Source organism: Shimia haliotis, assembly GCF_900114415.1.
GTDB lineage: Bacteria > Pseudomonadota > Alphaproteobacteria > Rhodobacterales > Rhodobacteraceae > Shimia > Shimia haliotis.
On record NZ_FOSZ01000003.1, the window covers coordinates 56,038 to 72,778 of the forward strand.

The 16,741-nt window shown below is 55.8% G+C and carries 21 protein-coding genes; 12 read left to right on the forward strand and 9 right to left on the reverse strand.

Annotation, left to right across the window (positions count from 1 at the left end):
- Positions 1-59: 59 nt before the first annotated feature.
- From flaF to BM069_RS08520, 3 genes are read left to right on the forward strand one after another with little or no spacing between them, the layout of a single operon-like run.
- Positions 60-434 (forward strand): flagellar biosynthesis regulator FlaF, encoded by a 375-nt coding sequence (gene flaF / locus BM069_RS08510; RefSeq protein WP_093322964.1) that lies wholly within the window; start codon positions 60-62, stop codon positions 432-434.
- Positions 431-832 carry a flagellar biosynthesis repressor FlbT gene (flbT, locus tag BM069_RS08515; RefSeq protein WP_093322965.1) on the forward strand — a complete coding sequence of 134 codons (402 nt, stop codon included), beginning with the start codon at positions 431-433 and terminating at the stop codon, positions 830-832. Before flaF ends, flbT begins: the two co-directional genes overlap by 4 nt.
- Positions 832-1,617, forward strand: a complete 786-nt coding sequence (locus BM069_RS08520; RefSeq protein WP_093322967.1) for a DUF1217 domain-containing protein — start codon at positions 832-834, stop codon at positions 1,615-1,617. The genes flbT and BM069_RS08520 overlap by 1 nt, the downstream gene beginning before the upstream one ends.
- A 38-nt stretch (positions 1,618-1,655) precedes the next feature.
- On the opposite strand, the gene BM069_RS08525 is transcribed toward BM069_RS08520, so the two are convergent.
- The gene (locus BM069_RS08525) at positions 1,656-2,984 is read right to left on the reverse strand and encodes a FliI/YscN family ATPase (protein ID WP_093322968.1); all 1,329 of its coding nucleotides are present in this window, start codon (positions 2,982-2,984) and stop codon (positions 1,656-1,658) included.
- A gap of 86 nt (positions 2,985-3,070) precedes the next feature.
- Between BM069_RS08525 and BM069_RS08530 the strand changes: the two genes are divergently transcribed.
- The 9 genes from BM069_RS08530 to BM069_RS08570 are packed head-to-tail and all read left to right on the forward strand — an operon-like array spanning position 3,071 to position 7,649.
- A complete protein-coding gene (locus BM069_RS08530; RefSeq protein WP_093322970.1) occupies positions 3,071-3,454 on the forward strand; it encodes a FlgB family protein in 384 nt (127 codons plus the stop codon).
- A 26-nt stretch (positions 3,455-3,480) separates the two neighbouring features.
- Positions 3,481-3,867, forward strand: coding sequence for a flagellar basal body rod protein FlgC (flgC, locus tag BM069_RS08535; RefSeq protein WP_093322971.1), 387 nt, complete (start codon positions 3,481-3,483; stop codon positions 3,865-3,867).
- 15 nt (positions 3,868-3,882) lie between these two features.
- Complete coding sequence (gene fliE, locus BM069_RS08540) at positions 3,883-4,176, forward strand: flagellar hook-basal body complex protein FliE (protein ID WP_093322973.1); 294 nt, start codon at positions 3,883-3,885, stop codon at positions 4,174-4,176.
- The gene (locus BM069_RS08545; RefSeq protein WP_093322974.1) at positions 4,176-4,445 is read left to right on the forward strand and encodes a flagellar biosynthetic protein FliQ; all 270 of its coding nucleotides are present in this window, start codon (positions 4,176-4,178) and stop codon (positions 4,443-4,445) included. The genes fliE and BM069_RS08545 overlap by 1 nt, the downstream gene beginning before the upstream one ends.
- A gap of 2 nt (positions 4,446-4,447) precedes the next feature.
- Positions 4,448-5,164: a flagellar hook-basal body complex protein gene (locus tag BM069_RS08550; protein ID WP_093322976.1), complete on the forward strand. Its 717-nt coding sequence runs from the start codon at positions 4,448-4,450 to the stop codon at positions 5,162-5,164.
- Positions 5,165-5,175: 11 nt separating this feature from the next.
- A complete protein-coding gene (gene flgG / locus BM069_RS08555; RefSeq protein ID WP_093322978.1) occupies positions 5,176-5,961 on the forward strand; it encodes a flagellar basal-body rod protein FlgG in 786 nt (261 codons plus the stop codon).
- 1 nt (position 5,962) lies between these two features.
- A complete protein-coding gene (flgA, locus tag BM069_RS08560; RefSeq protein ID WP_093322979.1) occupies positions 5,963-6,385 on the forward strand; it encodes a flagellar basal body P-ring formation chaperone FlgA in 423 nt (140 codons plus the stop codon).
- A gap of 43 nt (positions 6,386-6,428) precedes the next feature.
- Positions 6,429-7,127 carry a flagellar basal body L-ring protein FlgH gene (gene flgH, locus BM069_RS08565; protein WP_093322981.1) on the forward strand — a complete coding sequence of 233 codons (699 nt, stop codon included), beginning with the start codon at positions 6,429-6,431 and terminating at the stop codon, positions 7,125-7,127.
- A gap of 12 nt (positions 7,128-7,139) precedes the next feature.
- A complete protein-coding gene (locus tag BM069_RS08570; protein WP_093322983.1) occupies positions 7,140-7,649 on the forward strand; it encodes a hypothetical protein in 510 nt (169 codons plus the stop codon).
- Between the two features lie 9 nt (positions 7,650-7,658).
- On the opposite strand, the gene BM069_RS08575 is transcribed toward BM069_RS08570, so the two are convergent.
- From BM069_RS08575 to BM069_RS08610, 8 genes are all read right to left on the reverse strand, one after another.
- Positions 7,659-8,072 (reverse strand): hypothetical protein, encoded by a 414-nt coding sequence (locus BM069_RS08575; protein ID WP_093322984.1) that lies wholly within the window; start codon positions 8,070-8,072, stop codon positions 7,659-7,661.
- Positions 8,069-9,157, reverse strand: a complete 1,089-nt coding sequence (locus BM069_RS08580) for an EscU/YscU/HrcU family type III secretion system export apparatus switch protein (protein WP_093322985.1) — start codon at positions 9,155-9,157, stop codon at positions 8,069-8,071. Before BM069_RS08580 ends, BM069_RS08575 begins: the two co-directional genes overlap by 4 nt.
- On the reverse strand, positions 9,154-9,924 hold the full coding sequence (locus BM069_RS08585) for a flagellar biosynthetic protein FliR (RefSeq protein WP_093322986.1): 771 nt from the start codon (positions 9,922-9,924) through the stop codon (positions 9,154-9,156). Before BM069_RS08585 ends, BM069_RS08580 begins: the two co-directional genes overlap by 4 nt.
- Entirely contained in the window at positions 9,924-11,948 is a 2,025-nt protein-coding gene (gene flhA, locus BM069_RS08590; protein WP_425288676.1) for a flagellar biosynthesis protein FlhA, read from the reverse strand. Before flhA ends, BM069_RS08585 begins: the two co-directional genes overlap by 1 nt.
- A 63-nt stretch (positions 11,949-12,011) precedes the next feature.
- Entirely contained in the window at positions 12,012-12,659 is a 648-nt protein-coding gene (locus BM069_RS08595; RefSeq protein ID WP_244503576.1) for a transglycosylase SLT domain-containing protein, read from the reverse strand.
- 194 nt (positions 12,660-12,853) lie between these two features.
- A complete protein-coding gene (locus BM069_RS08600) occupies positions 12,854-15,148 on the reverse strand; it encodes a hypothetical protein (protein ID WP_093322990.1) in 2,295 nt (764 codons plus the stop codon).
- Positions 15,145-16,014 carry a flagellar motor stator protein MotA gene (gene motA, locus BM069_RS08605; protein WP_093322992.1) on the reverse strand — a complete coding sequence of 290 codons (870 nt, stop codon included), beginning with the start codon at positions 16,012-16,014 and terminating at the stop codon, positions 15,145-15,147. Before motA ends, BM069_RS08600 begins: the two co-directional genes overlap by 4 nt.
- A 59-nt stretch (positions 16,015-16,073) precedes the next feature.
- Complete coding sequence (locus BM069_RS08610) at positions 16,074-16,718, reverse strand: MotE family protein (protein ID WP_170846713.1); 645 nt, start codon at positions 16,716-16,718, stop codon at positions 16,074-16,076.
- Between the last annotated feature and the right edge of the window lie 23 nt (positions 16,719-16,741).

The following is a 16,741-nucleotide window of genomic DNA, read 5'->3' on the forward strand; positions in this document are numbered from 1 at the left end:
AACGCGCCCCGACCCCACTCTCATATCTAAGTCATCAAACCAGAAGGTAGGGCTACGACGTGAACGCTGCCATAGACGCCCGGAATGCATACCGCTCGGCGCAATCCTCGACGCGGTCATTCAAGGAAACCGAATATGAATTGCTGGGCAAACTGACCCAGCGCATGATTTCTTCAACCAAACAAGGCAAATCCGGATTTGCTGCACTTGCCGACGCCTTGCATGCCAACCGCAGGCTTTGGTCGACCTTTTCAGTCGATTTGGCAAACGAAAACAACCCGATGCCGAAGCAACTCAAAGAACAGTTAATCTACCTGTCTGAGTTTACCCGACAACACACGTCCAAGGTGCTTTCTGGGAAAGCCAATGTCGCACCGTTGGTAGAAATCAACACAGCCGTGATGCGCGGCCTGAGAGGCGGAGCAAAAAAATGAGTGGCCTGGTCCTGAAACTGAGTCCCAAAGAGCGCGTACTGGTAAATGGTGCGGTGATTGAAAACGGTGATCGCCGAAGCCGTCTGTCTATCATGACGCCAAATGCGCATATCCTGCGTCTGCGCGATGCCATTCATCCGGAAGAGGCCAATACGCCAGTGCGACGTGCCTGTTACGCGCTGCAACTGGTTCTGTCCGGAGATACGAACCCCGAAGACGTAGAGCGCCTTTTGTTGCGTCACATTGAAGACCTGAGCCAGGTCTTTACGGATCCCGACAGTCGCAAACAGCTTGCCCTCGCAACGGAAAGTGTAATCGGCGGTCGTCACTATCAGGGACTGAAGGCTCTGCGTGTTCTGCTGCCCCGAGAGGAGCGCCTTATGGCGGTGGCCAAGTAATGTTTCAGCCGATGGTCATAGGCACCGGTCTGACCGCGTGGTCTCTGCTAAAGCAGACAATGGACACGCAGACCGCTGCATTCGAAGCGTCTCCGGAGCTGGTCAGTGATACTGAGTATTTTGCGGCCAACATCGGGAACGTGGAAACAGCAGAAGACCTGGTAAGCGACTATCGGCTGCTCAAGGTTGCGCTGAGCGCATATGGGTTAGAGGAAGATCTTCACAATAACTTCTTCGTTCAGCAAATTCTGGAACAGGGAACCGAAGCGGACGATGCGCTGGCCAACAAGCTGGCGGATACGCGCTATGTGGAATTTTCCAAGGCCTTTGGTTTTGGCAATCCGAGGGGATCCAACACCAGTGATACCAGTTTTGTTAACGACGTCGTTGGGCTTTACAATGAGCGGTCATTTGAAGCAGCCGTTGGCTTGCAGGACGAAAGCCTGCGTTTGGCGTTGAATGCTGAACGCGAATTGGCAAAAATCGCGAGCGACGACATGAGCGAGGACGCGATGTGGTTTACGGTTCTCGGGTCAGAACCGCTGCGTCAGGTGTTTGAGACTGCACTTGGTTTGCCGGATTCGTTTGCGACGCTCGACATCGACAAGCAAGTCGATGAATTGCGCAAGCGGATGGAGGGGTTCATGGGGGATTCCAATATTTCGCAATTTGCGGATTCCGAGAATCTTGAGACTCTCAATCAACGGTTTCTGCTGATGTCGCAGATGGAAACCTTCCAAATACAGTCGTCAGGTCAGATTGCGTTGACGCTATTGCAATACTGACGCGCAACGGACACCGAGAGCTGCGCTGTTTGGCGCGCTTATTTGGCACCAGAACGACGCAGCAGCAGAACAAGCCGGTTGAACGCGTCTTGGATGGATGGGCTGTTCATGCCGCTCATGAACGAGTCAATCTCCGGCCAAGCTTTGATTGCCACATCCAGAACCGGATCGCTGCCGCTGGTATATAGTCCGGCCCTGATCATCGTCGCAGATTGTTCGTAGGCCCCAAGCAAGCGGCGCACTTCGGTGATCGACGCATTTTCCTGAGCGGTAGCCGCTGCCGGTAAACTCCGCGAAACAGATCGAAGCAGATCAACCGCGGGGAATCGGCCCCGTTCTGCAATCTTGCGATCCAGTACAACGTGCCCGTCCAATACCCCGCGCAGAATGTCTGCGATGGGTTCTTCCATGTCCGACCCTGCGACCAGGACGCTAAAAATACCTGTGATGTCACCTTGGCCTCCACGGCCAGGACCGGCGCGTTCACAAAGCGACATGATCATGTGGGCAGTCGAGGGAGGGAAGCCACGAAGGGCGGGCATTTCTCCGCTGGCCACAGCAACTTCGCGGTGGGCTTCGGCAAAGCGGGTGATCGAATCCGCCATGTAAACCACATGTTTTCCCTGATCGCGAAAGTGTTCCGCAACGCTCATTGCGGCCATGGCGCAGCGTCGGCGAACCAAGGGCGATTGATCCGAGGTGGCCGCGACTACAACAGATCTGGCCAACCCGTCCGGCCCCAGCACCTGTTCGACAAACTCACGCAGTTCGCGTCCCCGTTCTCCAACAAGGGCGATCACGGCAATGTCGGCTTCCATATGTTTGGCGAATTGACCCATCAGCGTTGATTTCCCCACGCCTGAGCCGGCAAACAGGCCAATACGCTGCCCCTTAACCAAAGGCAGTAGCGTGTTGAAAATCGCCATTCCGGTTTCCAGTCGCATGCCCAATCCGCGCCGCTCCGCCGGTGGCGGCGGAGGGTTTTTTAAGGCCCGCATTTCTGGGCCGCGCAACAAAGGCATGCCGTCCAGCGGACGACCATAAGGATCAATAATCCGCCCGACCCAGCTGTCGGAAGGGGCGATCCCGACTTGATCGCGCAAGATCACGCGATCGCCGATTGCGACGCCATCCGGAGCAACGTCCGGCATCATCGTGACCTCGCCGCCATGCAATTGGATCACTTCTCCGGTGATGCTGTGACCATCGTGAAGCTGCACTTCCTGAACATCGCCGATTCGCGAGATTGTCCCCAATCCCTTGACCCGCAACAGGTTACCCTCGACCGCGCAAACACGTCCTATGTCTTTGAACTTACGAACTCTTTCAAGTTCCGATGTCAGGCATTTTAGGCTTTGCTCGCCCATTGGTTTCTCCAACTCGGTTGCCGCAAACACTTTCTAAAGGAATCAGAGTTAAGCCTCAGTTTATGTAATCCGAGGGAGAAGCCCCGTTGTTCAAAACACTGGAAATTTTCAAGGTTTCACACGCCATGGCGACGCATGCAGCGACGCGTCAGGCTGTTGTTGCCGAGAACATGGCCAACGCGGACACGCCGGACTATCGCGCGCGCGATATCACTCCCTTCAAGGAGATTTACCGCGCCGACGAGGGCAATACGGCCATGCGGACAACCCGTGAGGGCCATGTGGGCGGGGCTCTGCAAGCGCGCGATGCCGCCGCCCATGAGGCTGCATTTGAGGTGTCGCCCAACGGCAACAGCGTTTCCTTGGAGGAAGAGATGCTGAAGTCGGTTGAAGTCAAACGCCAGCACGACCGCGCGCTGGCCATTTACAAACATTCGCTTGGCGTCATTCGCACCACGCTTGGTCGCTGAGCAATCGATTGGAAGGGACCCAAGAAATGGGTGATTTCTCCTCAGCCTTGGACGTGACCACAAGTGGTTTGCGCGCGCAGGCCACACGTTTGCGGCATACGTCCGAAAACATCGCCAATGCCGACACGCCGGGGTATCGGCGCAAAACCGTGAGTTTTGAGGCCACTCTGTCCGGCGACACCCCCAAAGTCGAAGTTGGTCCCGTGCGTCTTGACCAGAAAGAGCGCGTGCAAATTTTTGATCCCGGCCACCCGCTTGCGGATGACAGCGGACACTATGTCGGCTCCAACGTCGATTTGATCATCGAAATTGCTGACGCGCGGGAAGCGCAACGCAGCTACGAAGCCAACCTCAAAATGTTCGAACAGACCCGTGCGATGCAGTCCGGGCTGATGAATTTGTTGCAGAAGTAATAAGGAGTAAGTGGGATGGACGTCAGTACAGTCCTGGCCGCACAGAAGTATACGGCCTCCAAACCCGCCACAGGGCCAGCTGAGGGTGGGAGCACCCCGACGCAAACGGCCTTTGCCGGATTTGCCCAAGAGTTTGCCTCTACCCTGCGGGAAAGTGAATCAGTTGCCATGGCGTCGATGACGGGAGATGCGGATGCGCACACGCTTGTTCAGGCGCTGGCGCAAACCGAACTGGCCGTCGAAACCGCCGTGACGGTGCGCGACAAAGTGGTCGAAGCCTATAAATCTATCCTGAATATGCCGGTCTGATGCTCAGTGAAGCCATCTTCTTTGACACCCTGCGACAGGGTCTTTGGGTAGCAGTGATCATCGCCACCCCGATCCTAGGTGTCGCGCTTGTGTCCGGTGTTACGGTTGGCCTTTTTCAGGCGCTGACCTCAATTCAGGAGATGACGCTGACCTTTGTGCCAAAGCTGCTGTGCATCGTGATCGTGTTCTGGATCACCATGGGTTTCATGGCTCAGACGCTGGTGGCTTTCTTTCAAAATCAGATCATTCCACTGATCATCGGAGGATAGAGATGGACAACGCACTTTATACCGGTTTGACCCGTCAATCCGGACTCAGTCGTGAAATGACCGTGATCGCCAACAACATCGCAAATGCGGCGACCACCGGCTATCGCGCCGAGGGTGTCACCTTTACCGAATTCGTTCATGCGGAACCCGGGATGGAAAGCCTTTCGATGGCCAAGGCCAATGTCCAAAGTACGTCGATGGTGCAGGGGGCGATGACCCAAACCGCGGGAACGTTTGACTTCGCCGTAGAAGGTGACGGGTTTTTTATGGTCGAAACACCTGACGGTGAACGACTGACCCGTGCCGGTAATTTCACACCCAACGCACAGGGTGATCTGGTTAACTTTGACGGTCACCTAGTCCTGGACGCTGGCGGTGCGCCGATCTTCATTCCTCCGGATGCCACCTCAATCGACGTGGGAAGCGACGGCACAATTAGCGCGGATGGACAATTGGTTGGCCAGATCGGCGTTTTTGAGCCCGTTGACCGTACGACGCTGAACCGTCAGAGCGGCGTGTTGTTTGAGTCTCCAGATGGATCAGAACCAGTTGAAAACCCGCGGGTTTTGCAGGGGTTTCTTGAAAACTCCAACGTCAACCCGATCGAACAGATCACCCGAATGATTCAGGTGCAGCGGGCCTATGAGATGGGTCAGAGCTTTTCTGAAACCGAAGACAATCGCATTCGTGAAGCACTGAAATCCTTCAAAGGCCAATAAAGGAACGTATCATGCAAGCTCTAAAAATTGCCGCTACCGGGATGAGCGCCCAGCAACTGCGCGTGAATACAATTTCCAACAACCTCGCGAACATGTCGACCACCGGCTATAACGCCCGCCGCGCCGAGTTTGCCGACCTGCACTATCAGCAGGTTTCTCGCGCAGGTGCAGTAAGTGCCTCTGATGGGTCGATCCTGCCCACCGGTGTTCAGGTCGGGCTTGGCGTGCGACCCGCTGCGGTATCGGTGCACCTTCAACAAGGGGCGTTGAAAGAAACCGGTGGTGATCTTGATATTGCAATTGAGGGGGAAGGTTACTTTGAGGTTGAACTGCCCAATGGGGAATCCGGCTATACCCGCGATGGGGGTTTCAAACGCAGCGCAGATGGGCTGATTGTGACAAACGATGGTTTTCCCGTTGCGCCACAGATCACCATTCCGGATGATGCCATAAGCATAGCGATCAACGCTGACGGCGAAGTGTATGCGCATTTTGACGATGCGGTTGCGTCTGAATTGTTGGGGCAATTTACACTGGTCGGGTTCTCGAACGCAAAGGGCCTTGAGGCGGTTGGCAGCAACCTGTTCCGCGAAACCGAAGCATCCGGCGCGCCTTTTGTATCCGAGCCTAGCGAAGACGGTCTTGGCACTCTGAACCAAGGCTATCTCGAAGGAAGTTCCGTCGATTCCGTGCGCGAAATCACCGAGCTGATCGAGGCGCAGCGCGGCTATGAAATGAACGCCAAAGTGATCTCCGCGGTTGATCAGATGCTGTCGGCAACAACACAGGTCAGGTAATATGACACGCCGCTTTCTCCCACTCATTTTGCTTTGCCTGTCCTCACAAGCCAGCGCCGACATCGTGGTCGCGACACAGATCATCCGTGCGGACACGGTGATCACACAGAACGCGATTGGAGTGAAAAAGGGTGAGATCATGGGTGTTTTTGAAGACCCGTCGTTGGTGGTCGGACAAGAAGCCCGCAAATCGCTCTATCCCGGTCGCCCCATCAAGCTGGGCGATGTCGGGGCGCCGGCACTAGTGGACCGCAATCAGATCGTTTCCCTGACATTTGCCGGCAACGGTCTGACGATCGAAACCGAAGGACGGGCGCTGGACCGTGCCGGGGTTGGCGAGAAATTGCGAGTTATGAACATGGGGTCGCGCACCACTGTGACGGGCACCGTGATGCCGGACGGAACGGTCCGGGTGATGAACTGAAAGGTAGAAAACCGTGCGACTTCTAACTGTTTTTCTGACAAGCATGGCCTTTTTGGCCGGATGCTCCAGTTCCGATCATTTTGGCAAACCACCTTCGCTTACGCCGGTAAGTGACTCTCCTGAGCAATACGCGATGATGACCCCGCCATTGCCGGAAACCACACAGGTGTCGCGCAACACCGATCAGGCCTCTCTCTGGAGCCGGAACCGGAAGTCTCTGCTGGGGGATCGCCGCGCTATGCGCCGGGGTGACATTTTGACCGTCGTGATTGAACTGGATGAAAACGCCTCCATCGACAACAAGACCGAACGCAGCAGGTCTGGTTCGCAAAGCATGACGGTTCCGCAACTTTTTGGCATTCCACAACGCATCGATGAAAATCTGCCGGACGGGGCCTCGATGGCAAACGCCGTAGAGCTTGGGTCGACCAGCGCTGCCACTGGTGACGGGTCGGTTAACCGCTCGGAAAAACTGGAGCTTCAAGTCGCCGCGACGATCACGGAAATTCTGCCCAATGGGGTTTTGAAAATTCAGGGGATGCAGGAAATTCGCGTGAATTATGAACTGCGCGAGCTTTTGGTCTCCGGTTTTGTCCGCCCCGAGGATATTTCTCGCCAAAACTCTATCCCGATTGAGAAAATCGCCTCGGCTCGCGTGTCCTATGGCGGACGCGGGCAGATCAGCGACATGCAGCAACCCCGCTATGGTCAACAGGCGCTGGAAACAGTGCTGCCCTTCTGATCGGAGAGTGCGATGTTAAAGAAGCTGCTTCCCATCCTGATTGCTGTCATCGGCATTGGTGTCGGAATCGGCGCGGGTTTCTTTCTGCGCCCCAATCCCGAAACGCATTCGGTTTCTCAAACAGAAGTCAATCCGAGCGCGCCTTCTTACACGAGTGAAAACGAAATGCCTTTAATTGCAGGGGAAATCACCGAAGATCTCAGTTACCTTGAACTGGAGGATCAGTTTGTTGTGCCCGTGGTTAAGGACGGCGATATGACCTCGCTGGTCCTCATCACGCTCGCATTGGAAACCAAACCTTCCGCGCTGCAAACTGTTTCGGACAACATGCCTAGGCTGCGTGGTGCGCTGCTACAGGTGATGTTTGACTATGCCAATATCGGCGGCTTTGACGGTCCATTCACCAACTCTTCGCGGCTGGACAAGCTGCGCCGCAATTTTTTTGAGGTCTCGCAGTCGATATTCGGCGACGATATCTCGGACATCCTGATCCTAGAGATCACGCGTCAGGACATCTCCTGAGAGCGCACTTTATTGGTCACTGACCAGGCTCAGATCGAGGATCGAGTTTATCAGCTTGGCTTGACGTTCGGCACGCTTGTTGTGCGCTTCTTCCTCTACAAGCCGATCCATAACGTCGGCCTTGCCAAACTCTGCTTGCAGGCGTCGAAATGCGGCTTCTTTGCGCACAAGTACATTGGCCAGTTGCAGGTTCAGAATACGGCGGCTGTGGGCCACCCAGCGCAGCCAGTTCACATCGCCGCCGGTCCGTTGCAAAGCGCTGTCTTCTGCCAAGGCGTCGCGCCCTGCGTTTTCCTTCTCGGTGAGTTCCGCCAAAAGGCCCCGCAAACGGGCCTCCTCCATTTGCACAACCTGCATACTGGCCTGGGCTTTCTGATACTTCGACTGGGTGATCAATTGCAGATCTTTCAAGTCATCACTCATGTAACGCGCCCCCGCGCCTTAAGGCGCATTTCATCGGCAAAGCGGATGGCGGCTGCAACGGCGCGATAGTTTTCCGGTGGTATTTCCTGCCCGATCTCCACCACAGCATGCAGTGCACGGGCCGTTGGCGGATCGCTGTGGATGGGCACTGCGCTTTCTTGCGCTTTCTCGCGGATTCGGGCAGCAATTTCATCAACACCCTTGGCGATACAAACCGGAGCTTCGCCCGACTTGCGGCTCCATTTAAGCGCAACGGCATAGTGGGTAGGGTTCACGATGATGACATCGGCGTTGGGCACGTCCTGAATCATTTGTTTGCTGGCGATTTCCTGACCCTTCTGGCGGCGTTTCTGCTTCATATAGGGATCGCCTTCCGCATCCTTGGACTCGTCCGTCAATTCTTTGCGGGTCATCATGTTCTTGCGCATGAACTCGCCATACTGCCAAAGGTAGTCGATCCCCGCGATCGCGCCGGCGATGATCGCGACAATCATCAAAAACTCCATCAACACCCGACCCAGCATTGCGGGCACCATTTGAGGATCAAGCTGAATGGCGTGGGTCATTTCCGGCAGGCGCGCCTTAAGAAAAAAACCGAGACACACGGAGTAGATCACCAGCTTGGCGAAGCTTTTGCCAAACTCAAAAAGTCCGGTACGTCCGAATTTATTCTTCGCCGTCTCAAGCGGGTTCAGTCGGCTGCCTTTGGGTTTGAGTTTCGACGGTGTGAACAAAAATGCCCGTTGTACAAAAAGCACCAAAACCACGGCAGCCATTGGCAGCAGAAACCACGGGGCGATTGACGTGCCGAGTTGCCACATTATGCCGCCAAAAGGCGCGGCTGGATTGCCGTCAAAGAAAAGCGGTGCGATGGAATCCGCCTGATCCAGAAGCACCATAAGCCCTTCTCCGGCAGAGCCAATCGTGCTGGCTCCGGCGGCGGACATCACGATCAACAATCCAGCATAAGATGCAACGACGGAAAGGTCCTGAGACTTGGGAATGTCACCCTTCTTTCGGGCATCTTCGAGCTTTTTGGGTGTCGGCTCGTAAATCTTGTCGGAATCGTCGTCCTGCCCGCTCATAGCATGCCTCGCGAGGGATCAATCATGAAGCCCGACATGAGACGCCACCAAACGGCGATGATGGTTCCGGCCGTGAGCATGAGGATCGAGAGCCCGCCAAAGGTGATCAACGGGGCCCCGACAAAGGCCACCATCAGCTGCGGCATGGCGCGGTTGATCACACCAAGCATCAAGTTGTAGAGCGCCGAAACCATCATGAAGGGGGCGGCGAGCTTGAAGGCCAGTCCGAATGCGGACGCAACGTGCGAAACGCCCCAATCGCTTACAATCGACGCCGCAGGAAACACGCCCGCAGGCATCAGCATGTAAGAGCCGATGAGGAATCGCGCTAGGTGCACATGCAAGCCAAGAATAAAGGCCAATGTGATCGCGCCCATCATCAACACGTGCCCAACAGCCGGCATAGGCTCACCGGCGCCACCCAAAAGCTGCGCCAGCGAAGTGGACTGTGCTGCAATCGATCCTGCGGTTTGAAGCGCCCAGATAAACATGCGCAGGCTGAGCCCGAGGATCAGACCCGCACAGGCTTCAGTCATCGTGTAACGCGCCACAGAAGCAAAACTGGGCTCCGATGAGTCAAATGCGGGAATCGCCGGGGCAACGATCATGGTGATCGCTATGGCCGCACCAAGCTTAACCCGCGCAGGGACGTAGGTTTCTCCAAAACCCGGAACCAACGAGGCGGCCGCCGCTACCCGAATGAACACAAGGAACCCGTGCCAAAGCACGGCTTGCCATGTGGCCAGAAGGAAGGCGGCATCCTCCATCACGACGTCACAACTCCGACCAATGAGGGGCGTGCGTCCAATCCGATCTCTTCAAACGAAAGCACAGGGTTGCTGATCCCCTTGGCGCTCAAGACAGTGCGCAGGAATCGGCGGCGGCGTGTAGAGGTCACAAGCGCCGCATAGATCCCATCGTTGCCCGCATCGTTCAGACGGTCCGCCACAGATTGTGCGAGCGAATTAAACACATCAGGCGGCAACGCAACGTCCATCGCGCCACCGTCGCCTTCGACCTGATAGGTCGCAAACGTGTCCTCCCACTCCGGTGCAAGCTGTACCAGAGGGATTGTGCCGTCCGCGCGTTTGAGGTCCGACACCAGCTGAAACCCGAGTCGCTGACGCACGTGCTCTGCGATGGAGTCCGGCGACACGGTAGAGTGGCGGGCTTCTGAGATGGCCTCCAAAATCAGAGGGATATTGCGCACCGAAACTTGTTCATCCAGCAAAAGGCGCAAGACCCTGTGCAGCAGATCCAAGGGCACCTTGTCCGGTATATATTCGTCCAGAAGTTTACGGTTGGCGGCAGCGCGGGTCTGGTCAGTCAGATTGGTCATTTCGTCCAGTATCCGACGCAACGCCTTGAACGTCAGAAGCCGGCCAAAATTGCGTTTGATGACTTCAAGCAAATGGGTGGCCATCACCTCGCCCGGGGTTACGATGGTGATGCCGGAAAGCGCTACTTTTTCCTGAGCATCGCTTTCAATCCAGCGCGCTGGCGCGCCATAGACCGGTTCTGCGACGTCTTCACCCAGCGGCAACGCCGTGGGATTTGGGCCTGCCAGTGCCAGCACGCGCTGAGGCTGCAATTTGGCACGCACTTGCTCGACGCCCTGAATGCGGATCACATAGTAGCCCGACGGCAGCGAAGGCTCGTCCGTCAGCCGGATTTCCGGCAATATCAGACCAAAGGTCGAGGCCACGTGCGTCCGCATGTTCAAAATACGTGCATCCAGCCCAGTGCCGGGGTCCAGCACCATGTTGATGAGATCGGTGGAGAATTCCACATGGATGTCATCCAGATCCAGAACATCCCCCATGGATTTTTCCTTGGCAACGATCGGCGCAATCTCTTCCTGCCCGCTGTCTTTTTCGGTCTCAATTGCTTTGTGTCTGAAATAGGCCACGGCAGCCAATGCCGCGCTGCCTACGATAAAGGGAACAAAGGGCAAGCCTGGAACTAGGGCAAACAATGCCATGAGAACGGCTACAGTCGCGATCGCCGCTGGATGCGCGCCCAGTTGCCCGACCAACGCCATGTCAGCAGAGCCTTTGTTGCCGCCGCGCGCCAACAGAAGCGCAGAGGAGATCGAGATGATCACAGCCGGAATTTGAGTTACCAGACCGTCACCTACGGTCAGAATCGCATAGGTTTCAAAAGCTTGCCCCATCGGCATGCCATGAACTGCGACTCCCATGACAAGCCCCATCACAAGGTTCATCAAGGTGATCAAAAGGCCGGCAATGGCATCACCTTTCACGAACTTAGAGGCACCGTCGAGAGACCCGAAGAACGTCGTTTCCTGCTGTTCCGTTTCCCGGCGTGCTTTGGCTTCGGCGTGATCAATCGCACCGGCTGCCATGTCGCTGTCAATGGCCAACTGTTTGCCGGGCATCCCGTCTAGGGCGAAGCGCGCGCCGACCTCGGCCATGCGCGTAGCGCCCTTGTTGATCACCATGAAGTTCACAATGAGCAGCACGCCAAAAACGACGAGGCCGAGGAAAACACTCCCGCCCATGACGAAGTTTGCAAAGCCTTCAATGACATCTCCGGCCGCGTTTGTGCCGGTATGACCCTGACCAATGATCAGCTTAGTAGAGCTTACGTTTAGCGACAATCGCAGCATGAGCGACGCCAACAGGATCGTGGGAAAGGACGAAAAATCCAAAGGCCGTTCGATGAACAGGGTCACGGTGAAAATCAGGATGGCGAGGGCAAAGGAGGCCGCCAAACCAATATCGAGCACAAAAGCGGGCATTGGCAGGATCATCATCACGATGATCGCCATCAAGGCCAGAGCCAGCAAAATGGTCGGGCTGAAGAGCGTTTTGGCGGAAATACCGTTCACGAGTCAGCTCCCTCCAAAAAGCGGGCGACCGCCGCTATTTCCGAGAGGCACCAAAGAGCCCATGCCGGCCACCTGCGCGCCTTTTCGCAACAAGGGAAAGGCATTTTCACGTACCACTTCCGCGGCTTCAGAGTTTACCCGTGCGATCGGGCCGATTTTCGGACGGTCCTGAAGATTTGCTAAGATCTGTTTGAAGCGAACCTTGTATTTTTCGGCGTATTTTGGGGTGCGCGAATGATAGGCCGCCGCCGCGGCCTCCCAAGAAAGACTTTCGCTATAAAGGCGGGATAGAAAATCGGCCGCATAGCGCGCGTTTTCCAACGGTTCAAACATGTGCTCTACGTCGCGGAAATGCTGTCCATGCCATCGGTAATTGAGCTGGAAACACCCAACGTCAAAGCTGCGTTTTCCCTCCTTCAGTCCGGAAAGAGCGAAATCCTCGGCTTCTTTACGGGTGTCAAACCATTTGCCGATGCCTTCCATGTTGACCGTCCACGGCCAGGGCGAAAGGGCGCCGTTTTTTCGGCGGCCGGTTTCGGTGCGGGTGATCGCCATCAACACGTCAACAGGGACGCCACTTTCGCTGGCTGCGATGCGCGCGACACGGTCGCAGGTCTCGTCCGCCGCTTGCGAAGCCAACGGAAACAGCAAACTGCCAACAAGTCCTAGCGTTCCTGCAAGTGTCCGCAATGCGAATCGACCGCGCGCCCCACGTGATTTGCACGCCAAGACGTTGAAAAACTTCTGTCTTTTCATCCCATGAGCTTTCTGCCAGTTCAGCTCTTTCCTAGTGCCCGAACCTTTACATTCGGTAAGGATTTTTAGGGGGATGAAAGTTCCGGGGCTTAGGTGGATGGCCCGGAAATCCGGTGCAGTTCCAGCAATTCGGTGAGCACTGCGCGCGCATTGATGCTGCCATTCAGCAAGTCGCGGTTTTTGTGCAATTCACCAAATTGCGCAGACGGTTGTTCATCCGCTTCAGCCGACGCCATCATCGTTTCTATGCGTTCATAAACCTCAAACTGCAACGCACTCAACTCGCTGGCGTCACCTGCCAGCCAAGCCTCGAACGCGGCTTTTTCGGTGTCTCCCATTGCGCGCAGTATTTCAGCGGCGGCTGTATGATCGCCGGCTTTGGATCGCGCTTGGGCACGTAGGGCGTCCGCTTGCGCTCCATCCACGCTCAAAAGCTCCGCTTCCGCGCGCCTCGGCAGGTTCTCTGCAAGAGCGACTCGGGCCTTCAAGAGATGTAGATCATCACTGGACAGTTCGGGGCGCATTGCCTGAACAATGCGCTTGGTCTGGTCCAGAAAACCGAGGTCCAGCATCCGCTGCGCCAACGACAGTGCCGTGCCGTGTTCCAACGTTTCGGGATCAGATAGACGTTCCGAAACGGTGAAGTGAATGACGTCGAAATCTTCGGCATTGTTCAGCACAGCACGCGATACTTCACTGCGGGGTGCCAGAGCGGCATCTGCGCCATCTAAGGCGGCAATTTCGTCGACAACCTCAAAAGCTGACTCGAAATCCTGCGACAACATGCGCGCCCGAGCATGGGCGATACGAAGCTGAGGGCCCATCATCCCGGCTTTGTGTTCTACCGCCAAAGCGCTCACCAATGCCACGGTTTCGTCTGGCAACACACGATTTTGCGCTGTGTGTACTGCAATCAATTCCACCAATGCAGCAGGGGCCATTGACGAATTTTCGGACGCCACTTTCTCAAGCTTTTCAACGGCCTTTTCTTCTTCGCCCAGCTCCGCATGAACTGCCGCCTGAGCCAGTGCGAATTCGGGGCTTTGCTCCGGGCTGGTGCGCTGAACTGAATTGAGAACCATTGCGGCTTCTTCCACATGGCCATTCTCTACAAGCTGATTGCTCAAAAAGGGTGCGAGGTGTTCGCGAAGTGGCAAAGGCAGCCCGGTCAAAGTTGTCAGCGCGCCGTCCATCGCGGCCTTGCCGGTCAATGGCTGACCTGAAAGGGCCGCCCAGAACGCTGCGTTTGAGGCGCAGTGCCCTTGGCCAGCAAAAGCGTTCACACCGGTAATCGTTCCAGCCTCCACCAGCTGTGCCATTGAAACCAAAGCCGGATCACGTTCTTCGGCGGGGATATTACGTAGAATCTGCAACGCTTCAGTGCCAAACGTCTGAGCGATATAGAACTTCGCGAGATCAGCCATCGCTTCGGACGACGTCAAATCGAATTCCCCGACAAGTTCGGAGCGCAACCGACCCAACTCTGTCGAAAACTCCTCAGAGCCACCCCACGCCTCGATGTCGAGCCGGTCGTCCGCTATACAATTGGATGTTCCGTTTCTGCCGGCAAGGACAGCGGCAATTTCCTGTGCGGCCATGTCCAAGGCATTATAGGTCGTAACGTGAGTGTCCTCGCCTATCGGTCCATCTTGCACAGTGCCTGTCTGGGCGGTTTGCCATCGGGTGTGTTTGCCTGACTTGGCCGGCACCGCCTCTAGGGCTTCATCACCGATACCCGTCAACAGATTTTGATCCTGTGCGCGGTCTATCTGGTCAATCACCTGCCGAGCGATCCGGCTGACCTGTTCATTGTCGCGCGCATAGATGTCAAGCCTCAGGCCCGGGTCCGCAACGGGACCAAGAGCCGTTTGGTTAATTGCAGGCTGAAGCGTCGGTTTGGGTTTTGAAAAATCGCCAACAGGAGTCGGGGAGGCCCAGGTCGGGTATCGTATATCCGCCGATTGTTTTTGTGTTTCTTGCGGAAGGTTTAGGGCGAAAGAGAAGGGCAACGGTTGCGGCTCCGTCTCTCCCTTTCGAATATCAAAAATGACGTGCCGGTTCTGGAAACGCGCGCTCTCCACAACACAGTCGCAGGCCAGATCAAGGCGCACACTGCCGGAGGCCGGATCCGTCGTAACCTTTTGCAATCGTGTGCGCGGTATGCGTTTGAAGATATCGTCAGTATCAAAAATCAGGTCTTCGCCTTCGACGGTGATCGTATAGGTCCGCCCTTGTCCACTGATCTGCCACTCGGTCTCCGCAGAAGGCAACGTGGCCACCAATCGGGTGAACCCTTCGTGCTCTCCAGATTGGAAAGACACGGTTTCAGCCGAGACGGCGCTCGACAATGCAATGAGAGAAACAGCCAAAAGGTGACGGGTCATGCGGCCTCCTTCTTCAGCGCCTTGATCGCTTCTTCAAGTTCGCTGAAATTCGGGCGGTTATGGGCTGGCGTGTTCTGACGTCCCACTTCAATGCAAATATTAGGGGAGTGTTGATGCAGGTTCGCGACGAGCACTTCGCGAATAAGGCGATAAAAGTGAGCGTCTTCTTCGACGGTGGCTTTGATTTTTGCCGCAAACGGCCCGACGACGCCATATGCCAAAAGCACACCCAAAAATGTGCCGACGAGGGCAGAGCCGATCATTTTGCCAAGGATCTCAGGTGGTTGATCAATGGATCCCATGGTCTTGATGACCCCAAGAACTGCAGCCACAATACCCAAAGCAGGCAAGCCATCCGCCATTGTCTGAAGTGCGTGGGACGAATGCGACATCTCCGCGATGTGGGCATCAATGCGCTTTTCTAGAACTTCTTCGACTTGATGAGGGTCGTCATAGTTCATCGACGCCGAACGCATGGTGTCGGCAATCAGCGCAACCGCTTCCTTGTCAGCGAGGATTTGGGGGTAGCGTAGAAAGATACGGGAATGCTCCGGCGATTCGATATGTTCCTCGATCGCCACGGGATTTTTTCGCGCCAGTTTGATCAGTTCAAACATCAAACACATCAGGTCGCGGTAGTCCGCTTCTTTCCATTTGGGCCCTTTGAAAATCCGTCCCAGGTCTTTGAGGGTTTGTTTGACCGCCGCCATTTCATTGGACACGAGAAATGCTCCGACACCGGCACCGCCGATGATCATCATTTCAAAAGGCAGGGCCTTGATCACGATTTTCAGGTCCCCACCCGAAAGGAGAAACCCTCCGACGATCATGCCGAACACTGTGATAATGCCTACGATTCCCAGCACCTGAGCAATCTCCTGTCGGTTTCTTTTGTTCCTCAAACCACAGAGTGGTTAAGAATTGCTCAGTCGGTTGGGACATTTGCGTTTCTTCCGGCGAGAACAACACTGATGGTGTAGGCCGCACGAGGGCTTAGCCCTGCCATTACGCCTGCTGCGCTCTCCGGATTCATTCGTGCAATAAAGCCCGCCGCAAACTCAGGATCCATTTCTTCAAAGAGAGCCGCGACATTCTTGGGCTTCATGGTTTCATAAACTCGCGTCAGTCGTGACACGTCATCGTCCGCTGCGCTTTCGGCCATGGCGATCACGTTGCGCAGATTATCCTCGGCGCGCTCCAACTGCATGAGCTTTCTGGAGACTTCATCATCGGCCACCGACAGGGCCTGCATTCGGTTGCGAATCTCTTCTTCTTGACGCGTGATACGTTGTTCCCGTTCTTTGAACGTGGCCATCAGTGCTCGCAGATCTTCGGGTGGCTCACAGCTTTGAGGGGTCGACATTGCTGCCACAGGAGATGGCATTGGACCGTCTTCACGGGCGATGGCTTCGGTGGCGCCGACGCCGATGCGTAAAACTGCGGACAGCACCAGAAAGCTTGAGATCACGAACAGACTGCCCCGAGGCGGTTTGGCCGGTTTCTTCGCTTTGGCGCGCGCGACCTTGCTAGGTTTTACCTGCTTATTTTTGACAGCTTTTTTCTTCGACATCGTGCTGCCTCCTTTTGATCCGC